At 62.4% G+C, this 16,158-nt stretch carries 12 protein-coding genes and 1 pseudogene; 3 read left to right on the top strand and 10 right to left on the bottom strand.

Annotation, left to right across the window (positions count from 1 at the left end; genetic code table 11):
• Positions 1-6 precede the first annotated feature (6 nt).
• The 5 genes and pseudogenes from SB659_RS15080 to SB659_RS15100 form a co-directional block, all read right to left on the bottom strand.
• Positions 7-1,511: pseudogene (locus SB659_RS15080) on the bottom strand (bifunctional phosphatase PAP2/diacylglycerol kinase family protein).
• A 9-nt stretch (positions 1,512-1,520) separates the two neighbouring features.
• A complete protein-coding gene (locus SB659_RS15085) occupies positions 1,521-2,723 on the bottom strand; it encodes an MFS transporter (RefSeq protein ID WP_284978601.1) in 1,203 nt (400 codons plus the stop codon).
• Positions 2,723-4,405, bottom strand: coding sequence for an ABC-F family ATP-binding cassette domain-containing protein (locus SB659_RS15090; protein ID WP_284978602.1), 1,683 nt, complete (start codon positions 4,403-4,405; stop codon positions 2,723-2,725). Before SB659_RS15090 ends, SB659_RS15085 begins: the two co-directional genes overlap by 1 nt.
• Positions 4,406-4,466: 61 nt before the next feature.
• Complete coding sequence (locus tag SB659_RS15095) at positions 4,467-6,470, bottom strand: penicillin-binding transpeptidase domain-containing protein (RefSeq protein ID WP_410550936.1); 2,004 nt, start codon at positions 6,468-6,470, stop codon at positions 4,467-4,469.
• A gap of 78 nt (positions 6,471-6,548) precedes the next feature.
• Entirely contained in the window at positions 6,549-6,947 is a 399-nt protein-coding gene (locus SB659_RS15100) for a winged helix-turn-helix transcriptional regulator (protein WP_410550937.1), read from the bottom strand.
• Positions 6,948-7,030: 83 nt separating this feature from the next.
• On the opposite strand from SB659_RS15100, the gene SB659_RS15105 reads away from it, so the two are divergent.
• Complete coding sequence (locus SB659_RS15105; RefSeq protein ID WP_410550938.1) at positions 7,031-7,636, top strand: NAD(P)-dependent oxidoreductase; 606 nt, start codon at positions 7,031-7,033, stop codon at positions 7,634-7,636.
• On the opposite strand, the gene SB659_RS15110 is transcribed toward SB659_RS15105, so the two are convergent.
• The 5 genes from SB659_RS15110 to SB659_RS15130 form a co-directional block, all read right to left on the bottom strand.
• Positions 7,633-9,078, bottom strand: a complete 1,446-nt coding sequence (locus SB659_RS15110; protein ID WP_410550939.1) for a phytoene desaturase family protein — start codon at positions 9,076-9,078, stop codon at positions 7,633-7,635. The genes SB659_RS15105 and SB659_RS15110 overlap by 4 nt on opposite strands.
• Positions 9,071-10,546 carry a glycosyltransferase family 87 protein gene (locus SB659_RS15115; RefSeq protein WP_410550940.1) on the bottom strand — a complete coding sequence of 492 codons (1,476 nt, stop codon included), beginning with the start codon at positions 10,544-10,546 and terminating at the stop codon, positions 9,071-9,073. Before SB659_RS15115 ends, SB659_RS15110 begins: the two co-directional genes overlap by 8 nt.
• A gap of 31 nt (positions 10,547-10,577) precedes the next feature.
• On the bottom strand, positions 10,578-10,718 hold the full coding sequence (locus SB659_RS15120; RefSeq protein ID WP_284976950.1) for a hypothetical protein: 141 nt from the start codon (positions 10,716-10,718) through the stop codon (positions 10,578-10,580).
• A gap of 531 nt (positions 10,719-11,249) precedes the next feature.
• Positions 11,250-11,831 carry a histidine phosphatase family protein gene (locus SB659_RS15125; protein WP_284976949.1) on the bottom strand — a complete coding sequence of 194 codons (582 nt, stop codon included), beginning with the start codon at positions 11,829-11,831 and terminating at the stop codon, positions 11,250-11,252.
• Complete coding sequence (locus tag SB659_RS15130; protein ID WP_410550941.1) at positions 11,828-13,339, bottom strand: CCA tRNA nucleotidyltransferase; 1,512 nt, start codon at positions 13,337-13,339, stop codon at positions 11,828-11,830. The genes SB659_RS15125 and SB659_RS15130 overlap by 4 nt, the downstream gene beginning before the upstream one ends.
• 196 nt (positions 13,340-13,535) lie before the next feature.
• Between SB659_RS15130 and SB659_RS15135 the strand changes: the two genes are divergently transcribed.
• Together SB659_RS15135 and murJ are read left to right on the top strand one after the other, a co-directional pair.
• On the top strand, positions 13,536-14,039 hold the full coding sequence (locus SB659_RS15135; RefSeq protein WP_284977018.1) for an NUDIX hydrolase: 504 nt from the start codon (positions 13,536-13,538) through the stop codon (positions 14,037-14,039).
• A 26-nt stretch (positions 14,040-14,065) separates the two neighbouring features.
• On the top strand, positions 14,066-16,090 hold the full coding sequence (gene murJ, locus SB659_RS15140; protein WP_410550942.1) for a murein biosynthesis integral membrane protein MurJ: 2,025 nt from the start codon (positions 14,066-14,068) through the stop codon (positions 16,088-16,090).
• Positions 16,091-16,158 lie beyond the last annotated feature (68 nt).

The raw sequence follows: 16,158 nt of genomic DNA on the forward strand, positions 1-16,158 counted from the left end.
GCGGTTCTACTCCGTGACAGGAAGGGGCGAGTACACCGTGAGCTGCCGTGGCCTGACGATGAACTCCGCGCTCCGCACGCCGGGCTTGGGTTCGCCGTCGACCGCCAAGACCAGTGGTTCGCCGATCGCTTCCACAACCACCCTGGTTGCTTCGGTGAGGTGCGTGACCTTCGACGAGGCGACGGTGCCCGTCAGTACGGACCACAGGAGCCGTGCACGGGCAAACGGTTCATCCGCGTAATCATGCGCAGGTCAAAGACGCCGTCGTCGAGTACCGGACGCCGCAGGGGAGCGTGGTCGCTGGGGTAGAACCGGCCACGGCCCATGTAAAGAATCCAGAGCGTGTGCTTCACACCGTCAACCAGGAGGGTCGTGGGCGAACTCGTGGCGAAGGTCCGCAGTGACGCAAGGACTCCGGCGAGCGGTTTACCCAGGGCCAGTTCAAGCTTCTCCCGACGGCGCACAAGGTTGGGATACAAACCGATGCTGGCCGTGTTCAGCATGGCCAACTCAAGCGTCTCGGGCGAATCGGGGAGCCCGCGTTGCACCACTACATGTCCCAGGTCGACGGACGCGGCATGGCCATTGGTGACGGCCTCGATAGCGTCATCGATGGAACTGGTGCCAAGGTCGCGGGCGAAATGGTTGAGGGTTCCCCCCGGGAGGACAAGGAGCGGGAGTGAATGCTCGACGGCGGCAGCGGCGGCAGCGCCCACCGTTCCGTCACCGCCCCACACGCCAAGCGCCACAATCCCGGTCCGGGTAGCCGCGGCATCTATTTCCGCAGCGACATCCTTATCTTCACCGATCTCATGAATATACGCCTTGGGGAATACTTTGAGGAGCAGCTCACTGGTTTCGGGCGTGTAGGAGCCGCCAAGCACGTTGACGGCGATGGCCAGCCCCTCGCCGTCGGCAATGGCTGGTGCTTCGGCAGGAGTACGCCGCGGACTGGGTTCAGCAGGCCGGGCCGGCCACCAGTTGCGTGTTAGGAGCGCCGCGCCCACCCCGATCGCCGACCCCAGGACAACGTCAGTGGGCCAGTGCGCGCCAGTATGCACTCGCGAGTACGCAACTCCCGCGGCCACGGGCACTAGGGCCGCTCCTAACGCTGGAGAGACCATGCCAGCACCAACGGCGAACGCCACAGCTGATGCCGAGTGGCCGGAGGGCATGGAGGAGCTCGAGGGCTGTGGATTGACGAAACGAAAGGTCGGAAGAATGTCCGGATGGGGACGCCGACGGGGCAACAGCGTCTTGAACACGAGGTTGGTCACCCCGGAAGCAACAGCCAAGGAAAGCAGGCCATGCACGGCAGCCCTCCTCGGCGTGCCAGGGATGGTTGCCATGGCGCCTGCTATGCCGAACCACAGCTTGCTCTTGGTCGCGGACGAGGAAAGCCTGCGGAAGAAAACATCGTGGCTGCCCTGGGGCTGGCGGGACACCGCCCGGACCAGGAACCGGTCAAAAGCTGAAACCTGTTGTGGGCCCATGCCCAAGAAGCCTCGCATGCCCTTACCCTAACGCTTGGACATCACCCGCAACGGTTTGGCAGCACCGGCCAATGCGAGGGCAACCAGCATGGGTGCCACGATCACGATCAGTGCCAAGTGGATTCCGGTGTGGTCGCCGAGGTAGCCCAGCAACGGCGGACCCGCCAGGAAGGCGACGTAGCCGATAGTGGACACTACTGAAACGCGTGCAGCAGCATGGTCGGGATCATCCGCGGCAGCTGACATCCCCACCGGAAAGGCCAATGCCGCGCCGATACCCCACAGCGCCGCGCCTGCACTGCCCAACACCACGTTGTCGGCAAATACAAACAAGGACAGACCCAAAGCGGCCGCGGCCATACTGGCACGAAGGACAGCCACCCGGCCAAACCTATCGATTGCCCTACCGCCAAAGAACCTCATTCCCGTCATCGCGGCGACAAAGAGCGCAAACATCAGCGCGCCCGTGGATTCCGAGACGTTCAGGCCATCCACAGCGGCCTTGGCGATCCAGTCGTTGCCTGCACCTTCGGTGAGTGTCGCACCGAGGACCACGACGCCGATAAGCAGCGTTCTGGAGTCCCGCCAAGCAGAAGGTCCCCGCCTTACGGGGGCACCGGCGTCGTGCGTTTCCACGGGGGTAGGCAGCCACGGGAGGAAGTACTTCGGTGCTGTCAGGGCCAGGACAACTGCGACTGCCGCAATAACGATCAGGTGCTCGGGCAGGCCGATGCCTGCCTGCGAGAGGCCGGCTCCGATCAGGGCGCCAAGAAAGGCGCCTCCGCTGAACGCGGCATGGAACTGCGGCATGACGGTGCGCTTCAGGCCGTGCTCAACATCGGTGCCTTCGATATTCTGGGCCACGTCCCAGAGGCCTATGCCAATGCCGAAGAAAAACAGGGCCACTGCCGTGCCGGGAATCGATACCGTCATCAGTGAGACGGCGATGGACGCCCCGGCGACGCCGGCCACAACCCCAGCCAAGCGAACGGTGTTGGCAGGGCCCAGCTTGCCCACCACCCATCCGGCGGAAGGCAACGCCACGAGCGAACCAACAGCGGTACAGAGCAGCAAGGTTCCCATCTGTCCGGACGTGAGGCTGAGCGCGTCCGCGACAGCGGGAATCCGGGCAGCCCAACTCGCGAAGACGAGGCCGTTGAGGCCAAAGATCAGGAATGTCGCTACCGCAGCGGCGTTCAGGCTGGCGGTGCTTCTTGAACTGATGGTCATCAGCGGGCACGCTCCACGCGCTTCTCGTCCCACACTGGTTCTTCGGACTCGTAGACCTTGCCATCGGAACCGAAGATCAGGAAGCGGTCAAAGGACCTCGCAAACCAGCGGTCGTGGGTCACTGCGAGGACCGTCCCCTCGAAAGCGTCGATCGCCCGCTCCAAGGCTTCGCCGGAGTGCAGGTCCAGGTTGTCAGTGGGTTCGTCCAGCAGCAGGAGAGTGGCACCGGAGAGCTGGAGCAAAAGGATCTGGAAACGTGCCTGCTGGCCACCGGACAGGGAGTCGTACTTCTGCTCGGACTGCCCGGCGAGGCCGTAGGAGTCAAGGGCGCCGGCAGCAGACTCGCGGGGGAGGCCGGAACGGTGCTCGTCGCCCCGGTGCAGGATTTCCAACAAGGTACGTCCCAACAAGTCCGGCCGGACATGTGTCTGGGCAAAGAAACCTGGCCGGATGCGGGCGCCGAGCTTAACGGTGCCTTCGTGCGGCACCTCAGCGATGACGACGTCGGATACCGGTAGGTGCTCGCGCTCCGGATCGGTGCCTCCGGTGGCCAGCAGCCGGAGGAAGTGGCTCTTCCCGGAACCGTTGGAGCCCAGTACCCCTACACGGTCTCCGAACCAAATCTCCGTGGAGAACGGCTTCATCAGGCCGGTCAGTTCCAGTTTCTCCGCCACGACAGCACGCTTTGCCGTTCTGCCGCCCTTGAGGCGCATCTTGACGTTTTGTTCTATGGGTAAGGCCTCTGGCGGCCCCGCTTCGAGGAACTTGGCCAGGCGCGTCTGCGCCGCCTGGTACCTGTTGGCCATGTCCGAGCGGAACGCAGCCTTGTTCTTGTACATGTTGACGAGTTCCTTGAGCTTGACATGTTCCTCGTCCCAACGCTTCCGGAGTTCCTCGAAGCGCGCGTTGCGATCCGCCCGGGCCTCGACATAGGAACCAAACCCGCCGCCGTGGATCCACGCGCCGGCGCCATTGATGCCCGGCTCAAGGGTCACGATGCGACCGGCAGCATTGTTGAGCAGCTCCCGGTCGTGGCTAATGAACAACACGGTCTTTTTTGACTCATTAAGCTTGGACTCGAGCCAGCGCTTGCCGGGAACGTCCAGGTAGTTGTCCGGCTCGTCAAGGAGCAGAAGCTCATCGGGGCCGGCGAACAGGGCTTCGAGAACCAGCCTCTTTTGCTCTCCGCCCGACAACGTCGAGGCACGCCGGAACTGGGCTTTATCGAATGGGATGCCGAGTGCGGCCATGCAGACCTCGTCCCACACCGTCTCGACGTCGTACCCCCCAGCGTCTCCCCAGTCCACGATCGCTTGGGCGTATTTCATCTGGGTGGGTTCGTCGTCGTGCTCCATCATGGCCAGCTCAGCGTCCTCCACCGCCTTGGCAGCGGCCGCCAGCCCCGCTTGGGCAGTAGAGACCAGAAGGTCACGCACCGTCGATTCGTCGCGAACCTGACCAACGAACTGCCTCATGATGCCCATGTTGCCTGACCTGCCCACGGCCCCCTCGTCGGGAGTGAGGTCACCGGAAATGATTTTGAACAGCGTGGTCTTCCCTGTTCCGTTGGGCCCGATCAGCGCGGTTTTAGTACCGTCGGGGACCTTGAATGTCACACCGTTGAGCAGCTGGGTGCCGTCGGAGAGGAAGTAGTCGATGCCGGAAACGTCTATATGGGCCACTGCCCCATCCTCCCACGGCGACGTATTTGGTACCCGCTTTGATACCCGCCGAACAGCTGAATCAGCCAGCGGCAGTTAGGAACGACTTCAGCAACGGGCCGCTGGTGGTGGCACCCAAGCCACCGTCTTCCACAAAGACCGCAACCGCCAAGTCACCATGCGTGGCAACAATCCAAGCATGTGTCTTGGGTGGGTTGTCATTGCCGAATTCCGCAGTTCCGGTCTTCGCACCTACTGGCAGGCCCGGCACCTTGGCTAGGAACCCTGCATGGCCGGAGGTAACAACCGCCCGCATCATGTCAGCCAAGCCGGCGGCCTCCGCCTTGGTGATCGGTTGGGTGGATGCTGGCGAGGGTGTTGCAGTGGGCGGGGCTGTTGCAGTGGGCGAAGCCGTGGAAGAGGCGGAGGCACCGGGGCTTTGTGTATTTTGCGCCTGGGTGGCCAAAGCGTCGGCATTCACCACGAGTTGCGGCGAGACGGGAGCGCCGTTGGCCACGGAGGCAGCCATGACAGCACCGGCGAGCGGGGACAAGAGCACCTTGCCCTGCCCGATCATCGATGCCGCGTGTTCCGTGCCTTCGGCGGCCGCCGGTACCGATCCCAAGAATGCATCGGCGCCCAGCTTTGGAGCGTCCACGGCCACGCCCAAAGCCTGTGCCGCAGACGCCAACTGCTCCTGGCTCACGGTGTCGCGTTCACTGATGAAAGCCGTGTTGCACGAGTGTGCGAAGGCATCGCGAAGCTCTATGGATCCAAGGGAGGTTTCGGGGTACCCCTCGGAGTTCTTGAATGTACGGCCATCCACCGTCAGTGTCGGAGTGCACTGCACCTTGGTGTCCGGGGTGGCCCCTTTACGGAACAACGCGAGGGAGTCGACAATCTTGAAAGTGGATCCGGGAGCGTACTGGCCCAACATTGCCGTGTTGTAGCCGTTACTGCCCGGACCGGAAGCTGCCGCCAGGACTGCGCCCGTGGACGGCCTTATGGCAACAATGGCCGACGCCGGCCCGACCCCTGCCAAAGTGTCCTCCGCCAGCTGCTGCAGCTTAAGATCCAGGGTGGTCTTGACGGCGGTTCCGGCAGTGGGAGGTACCGAGAAGAACACCTTGGCCGCCGGAGCCTGCCCCGCGGTCGTAGTCGCGGGCTTGCCCACCACCTCCACGCCGTCCTTCCCGCGCAGGGCGGAATCGTACTTCTGCTCCAGCCCGCCGGTGCCCGTGGTCTCCCCGGCGCGGAGGGCACCGTTTGACTTCTGGATTTGCTCGGCGCTGGCCTGGCCCACACTACCCAGAACAGCACGCGCGAAAGTGCGTGTCGGCGCCAAGGACAAGGAATCGAGGATGCTCACGCCACCCGGTATTGCAACGATCTTGGCTTCGTTGATGTCGGCGGTGTAGGCACGGAGAACCAAGCCCTCAACGAAGGCCTGGGGACCGGCCGCTGCCACTTGTTTGGCGTATTCTTCAACGTCGAGTCCCAGAAGTGCAGCCATGGCACGCGCCGAGGAATCGACTTGGTCTGCGCCCACCTTGGTCTTGTCGATCCCTACCCGGAAAACCGGGCGGTCCTGCACGATTGGAGCGTCACCGGCACCCAGGATCTGGCCGCGCGGTGCGGGCACCGTGGTGACAGACAACGTCTCCCCATCGGCCAATTGCGGCGCCAGCATGGCCGGGTTCCACTGCACAGCCCACTTGCCGCCCGATTTCTTGAGGCTGGCCTGGGAACTGTACTCCCATGCGGCTGAGCCGATGGTCCACGTGTACTTCAGCGGGAAGGTGGCGTTGTCGCCGTCGAGCTTTACATCACCGGACGTCACGGACGGCTTGGTTCCCAAACCTTGGAACACGGCCTTAAGTTGATCATTGGCGGCGGACGCTTCCTTGCCATCCACAGCCAACTGCCCGACGTCGAGCGCTGCCAAAGAGGAAGCGAGCTGTTTGGCCGCCGCGTCCGCGCCAGCACGCGCGTCATCGCAAGCGGAGAGCGACCCTGCCACCACAAGGGCTACAAAGCCAAGGACCAGCTTCTTCTGCATTTTGCCGATATGCGACGTTTTCCCCATTTGCGACATTATGCCCCGTTACCACGACAGCTTTATGCCAAATACGCCTTCAACCATGAAGATGACCAGACTTGCGAGCTAGCTGGGGGAACCGATGAGGGATTGGTCCTGCGCGTCGTCATAAGCGTCGCGGGCCTCCAAAATGGCAGGGACGTGGCTTTCCGCCCATTCGCGCAGCATGGACAAGGGCTCCAGAAGGGACTTACCTACGGCCGTCAGCTCGTAATCCACCCGCGGCGGCACTTGGGCATGGACGGTACGCGTGATCAGCCCGTCCCGCTCCAACGTCCGCAACGTTTGAGTCAAGACCTTCGGTGTCACTACGTTGACCATCTTGCGGAGTTCGGAGAACCGCACCGGCCCGTCGCCGAGAACTTGGATCACCAAGGACGCCCACTTATCGCCAATGCGCTGGAAGATCACGCGCGACGGGCAGTTCGGGTCCATCACGTTGGCAGGAAGGGTGCTGGTATCCATAAGGTAACTCAGTTTCTTTGAAGCTATCAGTATCTCTTCGATACCTTTGTCTTATGGAAAGCATACCAACCGCTAGGAGAGCAATGAAAATCGCAGTTTATGGCGCAACGGGCATGGTCGGCAGCCAGATCGTCAACGAGTCCATCACTCGCGGCCACGAGGTCACCGCCATCTCCCGCAAAGGTTCGGAGGTTCCTGGCGCTACAGCGCAGGCCGCGGACCAAGCCAACGGGGAGGTCTTCGCCTCCATAGCAAAGGACCACGACGTCGTCGTGCTTGCCACGGGCCCCAGCCGCACCGGCGGGGACCATGGAGAATGGCTCGACGCGATGGCTACTGCCTTCAGCAATGCTGAAGGCACCCGCCTCGTGATCGTCGGCGGTGCTGGCACGCTGGAAATCGACGGCGTCCGCTTGCTCGACTCTCCCGATTTCCCGGAGGCTTACAAAGCAGAGGCCACAACCGCCGCCAAGGCCCTTGAAGCAGTGAAGCAGAGCCCCGAGACGCTCGATTGGACTGTCCTTGCTCCGGCGCCGGTCATCCAGCCCGGTGAGCGCACCGGCTCCTACAACATCGACAAAGACTCTCCAGCGGGGAGCAGCATCTCCACTCAGGACTACGCCGTAGCCATGCTTGATGAGATCGAGAGCCCCGCGCACCGGCGTGCCCGCTTCACCGCGGCAAACTAGAGCCTGAGGCCTAGCCCGGGTACTTGCTTCTGGAATATGTCTTTGAGGGCATGTTTCGCGGCATGGTACCCGGGCATCCCCGTGACGCCGGGGCCGGGTGGCGTCGACGACGAACACAAGTACACGCCCTTGACCGGAGTGCGCCAGGGAACGGTGGACACAACTGGCCGCTTGAGCAAACCGCGCACGTCGACCAGCCCGGCACTGAAGTCTCCACCCACGTAGTTCTCGTTGTACGCGGACAGGTCCGCCGCCGTCGTGGTTTTCGATGCAACAACAACGTCGCGGAAGCCGGGAGCGTAGTTCTCTATGCGGGCGGTGACTGCCTCAGCCATGTCGACGTCGGACCCCGCCGGTACGTGGCAATAGGTCCAGAGAATCTGGTGTCCCGCAGGGGCGCGGGTCGGATCAACCACGGACGGCTGGGAGACCAAGACGTAAGGATTGGCAGGGTGCTTGCCAGAGGCCACCTGGTTTTCCGCCTCGGCGATGGAAGCGCGGGAACCCCCCACGTGCACGGTGCCCGCCTTGGCAAGCCCGGCTGCTTTCCAGGGAACCGGTCCGGACAGGATGAAGTCCACCTTGCATGCTGCATTCCCGAAACGGAATGTTTCGAGTGCCTTCCTGTACCTGTCAGGGATTTCCGCTCCGCCCAAGCGGGCAAGCGTTGGCGGGGCCACGTCCAAGAGGATTGCCCGCGCCGGACGGACTTGGTCGAGGGAGTCCACGCGCTGGTCCGTGTGGATGGTGCCGCCGTGGGCCATGAGGTCCTCCGCCATCGCATTCGTGATGGACGCCGAGCCGCCAACAGGAACTGCCCAGCCACCTGAGTGCGCGAGGACTCCCAGTAGGAGACCTGCCCCGGTTGCGCTAAGGGAAGGCAGTGCTGAGACGGCGTGGGCCATGACTCCAGTGATCAGTGCAGGTGCTGCCTCTTCGCGAAAACGCCGGTTCCAGAGTGGTGTGCCTTGATCGAACGTGGCAAGCCCGAATCGGATAGCACCCAAGGGATCCCGAGGCACTCGGAGCAGTTGGTTGGACGTCAGGTCCACCACGCCCTCCACATGCTCCAGGATCGGGCCCATCAACCGCTTGTACGCCGGACCGTCTGCGCCAAGTTCCGCCGCCGTCCGCTCCAGCGATTGAAATGCCAGGGCCGCCCCACCCACATCCAAAGGCGCGCCGTGCTGAACCACGGGCACGCGCAGCTCGACGCGATCGACAAGGTCGAAAGAGCGGAAGAACGGCGATGCCAAGGCCATCGGGTGGACGGCCGAACAAATGTCATGGAGATGCCCGGGCTCGATCAATTCCGTGGTCCGGGTGCCTCCTCCGATGGTTGCTCCGGCCTCGTAGACATGCACGTCCAACCCTGCGCGTGCCATGACGAGCGCTGCGGCAAGCCCATTGGGACCGGAACCGACGACGGCGACATCAACCATTGCTGCTAACCTCCGTTGCTGGGGTGCTTGAGCGGCGGCCGCGGATCACGAACCGACCGATCACGAACCGGTCGTCAGCGCCGTCGAAAGGACCGCCGTGCGGGTCATCCTGGCCGCCGACCCTGATCGGGTCGTTGGATGGGTTCCAGATTTCCAACGCCACGCGCGCCATGAGATAAGCGGTGGCAACCATGTGCAGAACCACGGCCAACACGTAGTAGGACATGTCGATATTGTGCTGCGCCGCACCGCCGCTCGTGGCTTGGCCGAGATACATCCAGATGGCCGCCCAGTGGAGTCCCTCGGCCGCCTGCCAGATCAGGAAGTCACGCCAGCGCGGCCGGGCCAGAGCGAGAAGCGGAATCAGCCAGATAACGAACTGCGGCGAATAGACCTTATTGGTCAGGATCAAGGCGGCCACAATCAGGAAAGCCAGTTGGGCCAACCGGGGACGGCGCGGCGCGGCCAAGGCCAGGGCTCCAATGAAGGCGCACGCCAGCAGGAACAAGGACAGCGCCAACACGTTGATGGTCCCCGCATCGATCTGTCCGCCATGAAGCCGATCCGCAACGAGGTTGTAAGCGAACCACGGTGAGCTGTAACCGGCCGGGCGGTCGCGCGTAAACGCGAAGAAATAACCCCACCCGGAGGGATTTATGGCTGCAATGGGGAGGTTCACGGCCAGCCACGCGGCCAGCGTTGCACCGGCGGTGACCAGGAACGTCCGCAGCTTGCCGGTCCGCAGCGCTAGAACGAGAATGGCGCCAAGGATCAAGAGCGGGTACAGCTTGGTGGCAGCCCCAAGGCCAAAACAAACGCCGGCCAAAAGGACTTTGTCCCGTGCGAAAAAGTACATCCCCAGAGCCAGGAGCCCCACGGCCCACATGTCCCAGTTGATGAAACCAGCCAAGACTATTCCGGGTGCCAGAGCTACCATCGCAGCATCCCACGGGCGGTGCCTATTGATCCGGGCAGTGAGAAGTACCGTGACAATCCACACCGCGACGATCAGCGTTGCGTTGACATCGAAGTAGCCAAGGACTCGGTCATCGCCGGTACCGTGGCCGGGAACCAGGAGCGCCGTCACCCCGGCAACAATTCCCATCAGGACCGGGTATTCGAACTGACTACCCTGGGTGAAGAAGGGAAAAGCGCCGTCGCCGAGGCCACGGTTACGGAAGAGCTCAGGGAAGTCCGAATAGCAGGTGGCGTAGAACTGATCCGGGGTGTGCCAGCCGTTTACCCGGCAATAGTCCTTGGTCAATACCGCCACGAGGGCGGCGACCACCGTCAGGATAATAAGGACCAACTCGATGCGGAACAGGCCGGGGGAGATCCTGCCAGGCGACGCGTGCCTCCCCAGGGGACCACCCACAAGCTCCGTGAAATTACGGAGCAGGGGGTCGCTGCGACTGGGAACCACAAAGCGGGCACGTTGAGGTTGGCTGCGCGGCTTGGTCTCCTGCATGGGTCCGAGCTTACCGTCACGTAACCCGGCATCAGCGGATGAGTCCCAACTGGTGCAAGGCAACGTAGACGTCTTCACGGCGCTGGTCGAGTAATTTGTCATTGAATAGGGTGCGTTCCTTACGAGCTGTGACGGTCTTGAAGAAACGCATGTCTTCGGGGCGTTTTCGCATAGTTCACCTCCTTTTCGGGGGAATAGCCTGCATTTGGGCGCAATAATTTGAGGCATTGATCTGAAGAGAAAATGCCAAAAGGGAATAGTTCAGGACGATAATGACGGGTATTCCGCATGCCGAAATCGGCCAATATTGATCCGTGACGCAATCTGCGTGCGCTTACAACCCACTACTCAGGACGCCAGCCATTCAAGATGGCGAACACAAACACCAGGGGCAAGGGCCGGCTTAGCGGGCCAGGAGCCTTAGTGAACCAGGAGTGTGTCAGAGAGAAAAACGGCGCCGATCAGCAGCAGAGGCGGGAGCAGCATTGACGGTCAACTTCCGTCCGCTAGTCAAAGTAATCATTTTCCCAACCTCCTTCCGGCCGTAACAGCCTGCTGTGGCATTCAATCGATCGACGAATCCGAAGAATGCGCGCCTTGTTCCCGGCGAGTCGCTCTGGGAACAAGATATAAGCTACCTCATCCCAAAGGACTTTGACCAGCACAATTCGCTAATTTGCCACAAGTTTTTCTGAATTGTTTTCTAGAGGCCCCAACGGACAATCGCAGGTGTTCTCTTATCCCATCCCAAAGTGCACACCTTCGCGGTTCCCAGGACAAAGTGCCGCCCCTCGCGGGCGTCCATTTCGAGCCATCGGGCCGTCAGGATCCTGGAGAAATGCCCATGGGCAACCACCAGCACGTTATCCATTCCGGACTCCAGCACCCGTCCGATGATTTTGTCGGCCCGGGCAGCAACCTCGTCGAGCGTCTCACCATTGGGTACTCCATCAGTCCAGATGAGGTACTCGGGGTTGTCCTTGCGGATGAGGTCCGAGCTGATGCCTTCGTAGTCGCCATAGTTCCATTCCACCGCGAGCGGCTCGTGGACGGCGTCGGGATATCCGGCGAGCTCCGCGGTGCGGCGGGCGCGGCGCAGCGGTGAGGTCAGGACGAGATCGAAGTCAATGCCTTCCAGCACTTTCCGGGCCTCTACGGCCTGCTGCTCGCCCTCCACTGTGAGGGGAAGATCGGTCAGGCCCGTGTATTGGCCGCTCTTGGACCATTCCGTCTCACCGTGGCGGAGGATCCAGAGCTGGGGGCGTGGTGAGGTCGAAGGGTTCATGAGGGCTCCTCTGTTTCTTCGCGGTCCGCCACTGTGGATGCTGTGGACAGTTCAGTTTCGGCCAAAGGCTCGACGACGGCAGACTCGGGTTGCGCTTCCCACCAGGACATCAGCTTCCGCTCGGCTTCGTCCGGGGCGAGCGGACCGTGTTCCATGCGTTGCTCCAGGAGGAACTTGTAGGCCCGTCCCACCACCGGACCGGGTTTGAGTCCCAGAAGCGCCATGATCTGTGCGCCGTCGAGGTCGGGCCGAACGGCCGCCAATGATTCCTGCTCCAGAAGTGCCGTGATCCGGTGCTCCAAGTCGTCATAGGCGAACGACAATCGATCGGCCTTGCGCTGGTTCCGTGTGGTTACGTCCGATCGCGTGAGCCGGTGCAGGCGTTCCAGCAGGGGACCGGCGTCGGTAACGTATCGGCGCACGGCTGAATCCGTCCACCCGGCGTCGCCGTAGCCGTAAAACCTCATGTGCAATTCAACAAGGCGGGCAACAGCCTTGATGGATTCGTTGTCGAAGCGCAGTGCTTTCATCCGCTTGGCGGTCAGCTTCGCACCCACGGCGTCATGGTGCCGGAAGCTCACCGCACCGCCTGGTTCGAAGCGACGCGTGGCGGGCTTGCCGACGTCGTGCATGAGCGCGGCGAACCTCAGCACAAAGTCGGGCCCGGGAACCAGCCCATCCGGTCCCGTTTCCAGTGCTGCCGCCTGTTCGAGGACCTGGAGCGAGTGCTGGTAGACGTCCTTATGCCGGTGGTGCTCGTCGGCTTCCAAGCGCAGGGCTGAGACCTCAGGAAGAACGAAATCAGCCAAACCAGTGTCCACTAGGAGGTCAATGCCTTCCCTGGGGTGGGCTCCGTTGATGAGCTTGACCAGTTCTTCCCGAATACGTTCTGCCGAGATGATCTTGATCCGGTCCGCCATCTGGGACATGGCGAGGCGGACGTCGTCGTGAACTGAAACGCCAAGCTGTGACGCGAAACGTGCCGCGCGCATCATCCGGAGGGGATCATCGGAGAAGGAAGCCTCAGGTGCGCCGGGTGTGGCGAGCTCGGAAGAGTGAAGGTCGCGGACGCCACCAAAGGGATCAACCAGTTCCAGTCCGGGCAAGCGCAACGCCATGGCATTGATGGTGAAGTCCCGGCGCAGCAGGTCATCGGTCAGGGAGTCACCGAAGGCCACCACGGGCTTCCGGGAATCGGGATCGTATGCCTCAGCGCGGTACGTGGTGATTTCGATCTGGAAGCCGCTCTTCTTCATGCCGATCGTGCCGAAAGCGCGGCCGATCTCCCAGAAGTTGTCTGCCCATTTCCTGATGACTGCAATGGTCTGGTCCGGCGTCGCGTCCGTGGTGAAATCCAGGTCCGGGGACGTGCGCCCGAGGAAGAGGTCGCGCACTGGGCCGCCCACCAGTGACAGCTCGAATCCGGCGTCGACGAACCGCTGCCCGAGGTCGAGCACCACCGGGTCAATGGTGAAGTTAACAGAAGAGCTGTGCAGTACGTGCGCCATAGTTCCTTAAGCTTGGCAGATTTTTGCGCCGCGTTGGGCCACTGTTCAATGTGAAATCCGGATCCGGCGCGGCGGCGGTCTCCTGCAGTCCACCCCGTGGCCATGTCCCGGTCATCACAGGAGGGCAAGAGTCGTTAGAGTGGACTTCATGGCCAACCCGATTCCGAGCGCTCCCGGCAGGAGGACAAACGCACCGTTGCCGTCGGCAATTGGAGCGCATGTCGCCCCTGTCCCACAGCACCCGGCACAGGCCTCCCTCCCGACTGTCGAGGAGGTTTCGGCCGGTGGCGTTGTTGTTGACACGTCCGACGACGACCTCCGGGTTGCGATCATTGCCCGCGTTAATAGGGGTGGCCGGCTTGAGTGGTGCCTTCCCAAGGGCCACCCGGAAGGCCGCGAGAACAACGAGCAGGCCGCCGTCCGCGAGATCGCGGAGGAGACGGGCATTGAGGGCAACATCCTGGCACCGCTGGGCAGCATCGACTACTGGTTTACCGTCAGCGGCCACCGGGTCCACAAAACGGTCCACCATTTCCTGTTGCAGGCAACAGGCGGAGAGCTAACCATCGAGAACGATCCCGACCACGAAGCCGTGGACGCTGCCTGGGTTCCCCTTCAGGAATTGGCCCGAAAACTGTCCTTCCCGAACGAACGCCGCATCGCCGATTTGGCGCGGGAAGTGCTGCCAGAACACCTCTGAGCCGGACACATGGGACGATATAGACGATGTCTGTAGTCAAACAAACCCCCTCGGTTCAGTCCGGAGAAGCACGTTCCAGCGCCATCATGGCTGCAGGGACGCTCGTTTCCCGGTTCCTTGGCTTCGCCAAAACATGGATGCTCGGTGCAGCCTTGGGCTTGGGCTCAACGGTCAATGACACGTTCATTAATGCGAACAACCTGCCGAATCTGATCTTCCTCCTGGTGGCCGGTGGCGTCTTCAATGCCGTCCTCGTCCCGCAAATCATTAAGGCCAGCAACGCCCCGGACCGCGGCGCGGACTACATCAGCCGCCTGCTGACCCTGGCTGTTTTGGTACTTCTGGGGCTGACAACGCTGGTGACCATCGCCGCTCCCGGCGTCATCGACCTGACCACGCAGGGGTATTCAGAGCAGCAAAAGGCGTTGGCTGTCACGTTCGCTTTCTGGTGCCTGCCGCAAATCTTCTTCTACGGGCTGTACGCGCTGCTCACCCAGATCTTGAACGCACACGGAGCATTCGGACCCGCCATGTGGGCACCGATCCTCAATAACGTCGTGGCCATCGCCGGCCTCGGAATGTTCATTTGGATCTTGGGTGCCAACGTCACCAATCCGCACACACTGGATAACTGGGGGCCAACCCAAACCCTCCTGGTGGCCGGGTTCTCTACGTTCGGCGTCCTCGCCCAAACGGCTATCCTGCTGGTTCCTGTATTCCGGCTGCGGCTGGGTTTGCGTCCCCGGTTCGGTTGGCGCGGCGTGGGACTGGGCCAGGCGGCCAAGCTCAGCGCGTGGACGTTGGCGACTGCCGCCGTCGGGCAGTTGGCATTTCTGTACGTCATGAAAATCGCCACGATTCCTGGAGCTGAGCGGCTGCGCCTCAATGATGCGGGGGAGACCACCGCCGCATCGACGTTGCCCGGCAACGCGGTCCTGGAAGTTGCCAGCCAGCTGTACCTGCTGCCGCATTCGATTATTGCGTTGTCGCTGGCAACGGTCCTCTTTAACCGCATGACCAGGGCCTCGCAGGACGGAAACAAAGCCGAACTGCGTGACGCCTTGTCCCATGGTCTGCGCACCATGGCGGTAGCGACGGTTTTCGGGGCCTTGGCCCTCTTCGCGCTGGCCGGCCCGTTGGGCATGTTCTTCTCCGGCGGCAAACCGCAGGACGGCGTCATGCTGGCCCAGACCTTGACCATCCTGGCCTTGAGCACGCCGTTCATGAGCGCCAACTTCATGATGTCCCGTGTGTTCTACGCCAACGAGGACGCCCGGACACCCCTTTACGTCCAGCTGCTTCTCGCTGTGGTGTACGTAGTGGGCGCTTTCATCATTCAATTCCTGCCGGTGGGCCAGATCATCTACGCGATCGCCATCCTCTACACGCTCGGCAACATCCTTTCCGTGGTGATCAGCGTGGTGTTCCTGCGGCGGATGCTGGGCCACCTTGACGGTCCCCGGATCGCGAATGCGTACATCAGGATGGGCTATGCCGGCTTGGGATCGGCCGTCTCTGGTGCGCTGGCACTGTGGCTTTTGGGTAGTTACCGTGCCGACGGTTTCGCATGGAGCAGCCGCCCGGCCGCCCTGGTGACCGTGGTCGTCGTCGGGCCCGTCATGCTGCTTGCCTACCTCGCCTTGCTCCGGGTTTTCCACGTCACTGAACTCCGTGACCTCCTGCGGCCTTTGCTGGGACGTTTGGGCCGCGGCGTCCCGGTCCCCGCCGGGACCTCTGCTGAACCCACGACGGCGACACGCGCCACCGTCTCCGATGACACCGGGTTGATCCCGCGCATATCGGGCGAGTTCGACGCCGCCTCTTTCAGGGCAGGACCCGCAGTGCAGCCGCAACGCCCCGACCACCAACCGCGCACTTCCCCTCATGAAAGTGTCGAGGTTCCCACCGAGTACCTTCCCGAGGAGAACGAACCCAGCACGGCGCGGGCCAGTAGGTTCCGTCCCGAGGTTCCGCTCCCGGGCCGGCGCACGTACCAAGGTCATGCCGGACAGAATCCCTATTTTCCTTCGCGCAACGACTCCGGTGAATGAGCCGTGCCGCCAACATGGGCCGCGGGCCGCAATCGGCTAGGCTAGAAACGAATATAGGTAGTTGCAAA

This window comes from Arthrobacter sp. SIMBA_036 (assembly GCF_046535135.1).
Classification (GTDB): Bacteria; Actinomycetota; Actinomycetes; order Actinomycetales; family Micrococcaceae; genus Arthrobacter.